The organism is Streptomyces sp. NPDC056361 (assembly GCF_042262805.1).
In the GTDB taxonomy this organism is placed as follows: domain Bacteria; phylum Actinomycetota; class Actinomycetes; order Streptomycetales; family Streptomycetaceae; genus Streptomyces.
Map to the genome: position 1 here is coordinate 1 of NZ_JBHJQI010000293.1, position 3413 is coordinate 3413.

Genomic DNA, 3413 nt, shown 5'->3' on the forward strand with positions numbered 1-3413 from the left:
CCCCACCCGATCCCCGCACGCCCCCGGGTCCCCGGCCACCACGGCCGGGGACCCGCCCGGGCCCGCCCGCGCCACGCACGGCGCGGCCGGTGTCGGATACCCGATCGGTTCCGGGGATCTCTCGGGCTATGCTGCACGGGTGTGCTTGTCCACGGGCCGTTAGCTCAATTGGCAGAGCAGTGGACTTTTAATCCATTGGTTGTGGGTTCGAGTCCCACACGGCCTACGCGTGGCGGGGAGGGGAAGACCCTTCGCCCGCCGGAAGCGCCCCGCACGGTTTCGACCGGGCGGGGCGCTTCGTCGTGTGCGGGGCGGGTCACTCCGGGCGGCGGTAGGTGCAGACGTTGACGCCGAGCGGGCTGGTGACGGTGGAGACCAGTTCGAGGGTGCGGAGGGTGCCGTCCGCGGGGAAGATCGACTTGCCGCCGCCGACGAGCACCGGCATGACGATGAGACGGAGTTCGTCGGCGAGGTCCTCGGCGAGGAGGGTGCGGACGAGGGCGGCGCTGCCCATCACGAGGAGGTCGCCGCCCGGGGCGCCGTGGAGTTCGCGGAGGCGGGCGAGGGCCTTGTCGCCGGGGACGAGGGTGGTGTTGTTCCAGCTGAGGTCGGCCTCGCCGAGGGTGCCGGAGACGACGTACTTCGGGATGGAGTTCATCCGGTCGGCGAAGGGATCGCCGGCCCGCGCCGGCCAGGCGCCCGCCATCGTCTGCCAGGTGCGGCGGCCGAAGAGCAGCGCATCGGCCTGCTCGGCCGCCTCGGCGAAGGTGCCGCCGACGATCTCCGGATCGAAGAAGGGGCCGGTCCAGCCGCCGTTGGCGAATCCGCCGTCGGTGTCCTCCTTGGGGCCGCCGGGGCCCTGGACGACGCCGTCGAGGCTCATGAACTCGGTGATGACGATGCGCATGGGACCTGCTCCTGTGGTTCGTCGGCCGCTGTCCCGGGGGTGTGCGCCGGGGGAGTGCGTCCGGGGTGTGCGTCCGGGGTGTACGTAAGGAGAGACGGCGGCGCCGTCCGGAAATCATCGCCTCCACGAAGATCTTTTTCCTGCGAACGGCTCCTCCCGGGGCGCGAGGTGAGGCAGCGTGGGTGAGTCTGGACGGTGGAGCGCCGGGCACGGAGCGTGGAGGTGGGCCGGTGACGGCGACGGAGAACGGGTCAGGAGACCCGAGGGGGTCACAGGGCCCGGGAGGCGCCGGGGACCCGATGGCCCGGGCCCGGCTGATGGCCCGGTGCGCGCTGTTCGCCGCGGTGGCCGGCCTCGTCCTGCTGCTCACGGGACTCGGCGCCGGTGGTCTGCTGGTCCTCGTCATCGGGCTCGCGGGGATGGTCGGGGCGGCCGTGGGCGTCTGGTGGTTCCTCGCCCACCGCGGGCCGCTGCGGCTGCTCGGCGCGGTGGTCGCCGTCGGCGCGCCCATCGCGGTCCTGATCCTGTACATCGCCTTCGGCCTGTGGCTGACGGTGCTCCTCGCCTCCGCCCTGTGGGCGGTGGCGCTGGTCTGCGCGCGGATGGCCCTGCACCGCCCCGAGGACGGGCCCGGGGTCGGCACGCCGACGGTCCGGGTGCGGGGCGAGCGGCGGCCGAACCCCCGCCGACCCGTCCTGATCATGAACCCGAAGTCCGGGGGCGGGAAGGTCGGCCGCTTCGGGCTCGTGGAGCGGGCGGAGAAGCTGGGCGCCCGGGTGATCCTGATCGACCCGTCCGTCGAGACGGACGTCGCCGCGCTCGCCCGCGAGGCCGTCGCCGACGGCGCCGACCTGCTCGGGGTGGCCGGCGGTGACGGCACCCAGGCGCTGGTCGCGGCGGTGGCCGCCGAGCACGACCTGCCGTTCCTCGTCGTCTCGGCCGGCACCCGCAACCACTTCGCCCTCGACCTGGGGCTCGACCGCGAGGACCCGTCGACCTGCCTGGACGCCCTCGTCGACGGCGAGGAGCTCCGGGTCGACCTGGGCTCGGTCTCCGGCCGGCCCTTCGTCAACACGGTCTCCTTCGGGGTGTACGCGGACGTCGTCCAGCGCCCCGAGTACCGCGACGCGAAGGCCGGCACCGCCCTCGACGCCCTGCCCGACCTGCTCCAGGGCGGTCAGGGCCCCGGCCTCGACGCGGTCGCCGACGACAGCCGGCTGCTCGCCCAGCAGGCGATCCTGGTCAGCAACAACCCCTACGCCGCCCCCGATCCGTTCGGCGCCGCCGCCGCCACCAGACCGCGGCTCGACGGGGGCGAGCTCGGCGTGATCGGCGTCCGCGTGACCGGCGCCGCGGAGGCCGCCGGCCTCGCGGTGTGGGGGACGCAGGCGACCGGCCTGAACGTCCTGACGGCCCATAGGGTCGAGGTCACGGGCACCATCGGAAAGCCCGGCAACGGCAACGGAACAGGGACCGGGACCGGGACCGGGGCTGGGGTCGGCAACGGCAACGGCAACAGGACCGGCAACGGGACCGGCGACGGCGGTGGCCCGGGCGGGGACGGCGGCGGAACCATCGCCGTCGCGATCGACGGCGAGGCGCTCACCCTGCCCACCCCGGTCGTCTGCACCCTCCGCCCCCGCGCCCTGCGGGTCCTGGTGCCGCGCGACCGGCCGGGGTCCGTCCCGCCCCCGCCGCGCCTCGACTGGCGGCGGATCACCGAGCTCGCGTTCCACAGTTCACCCGGCACCACCCGAAGGAACGGCACATGACCACGACGACGAAGAACGGTCCGCTCAGGGACGTCCTGGGGGACCTCCGCGCGGTCGACGGCGCCGTGTACGCCGCCGTGGCCGCGACGCCCACGCCGGCGCTCGACATGCGGCTGCGCGTGCTCTCCAGGACGGCCGACCACTCGAAGATCTCGTTCATGGTGGCGGCCGGGCTCGCCCTCGTGCCGGGCCGTCCGCGCCGGGCGGCGCTCGCCGGCCTCGGGGCGATCGGGCTGGCCTCGGCCTCGGCCAACCTGCTGGGCAAGCGGCTGGTCCGCCGGGCGCGGCCCGACCGCGAGGCGGCCCGGGTGGAGGTGAGCCGCCACGTCCCGATGCCCGACTCGGCGTCGTTCCCGTCCGGGCACACCGCGTCGGCCGTCGCCTTCGCCACCGCCGTCGGGGTGGTGCTGCCGGTCGCGGCGGCGCCCCTCGGGATCCTCGCCGGGGCGGTGGGCTACTCCCGGGTGCACACCGGGGTCCACTACCCGGGCGATGTCGTCGCGGGCGCGGTCCTCGGTGTCGTGAGCGCCACCGTCGCCCTGACCGTCGAGGCGTCCTGGACGGCGGCCGCCAAGGCGAAGTGAGCGCCCGTCAGGAGGGCCGGCCCGTCCGGTGGCCTCCGGGCGGGCCGGCCGCGCGGCGGGCGCCCTCACCGGCGGGCGGGAGCCCCGTACGACGTCGTACGGGGTCGCCCTCACCGGCGGGAAGGGCCTCCGTACGACGTCGTACAGATG

Annotated in this window: 3 protein-coding genes and 1 tRNA gene; 3 read left to right on the forward strand and 1 reads right to left on the reverse strand. The window is 75.1% G+C overall.

Going from position 1 to position 3413, the window contains the following annotated elements:
• Positions 1 to 153 precede the first annotated feature (153 nt).
• A tRNA-Lys gene (locus tag ACFCY7_RS40185) sits at positions 154 to 226 on the forward strand.
• 90 nt (positions 227 to 316) lie between these two features.
• Here ACFCY7_RS40185 and ACFCY7_RS40190 read toward each other — a convergent pair.
• Positions 317 to 907: a dihydrofolate reductase family protein gene (locus ACFCY7_RS40190; RefSeq protein WP_376491035.1), complete on the reverse strand. Its 591-nt coding sequence runs from the start codon at positions 905 to 907 to the stop codon at positions 317 to 319.
• A 299-nt stretch (positions 908 to 1206) separates the two neighbouring features.
• Between ACFCY7_RS40190 and ACFCY7_RS40195 the strand changes: the two genes are divergently transcribed.
• Positions 1207 to 2679, forward strand: a complete 1473-nt coding sequence (locus ACFCY7_RS40195) for a diacylglycerol/lipid kinase family protein (protein ID WP_376491036.1) — start codon at positions 1207 to 1209, stop codon at positions 2677 to 2679.
• The gene (locus tag ACFCY7_RS40200) at positions 2676 to 3263 is read left to right on the forward strand and encodes a phosphatase PAP2 family protein (RefSeq protein ID WP_376491037.1); all 588 of its coding nucleotides are present in this window, start codon (positions 2676 to 2678) and stop codon (positions 3261 to 3263) included. The genes ACFCY7_RS40195 and ACFCY7_RS40200 overlap by 4 nt, the downstream gene beginning before the upstream one ends.
• Positions 3264 to 3413 lie beyond the last annotated feature (150 nt).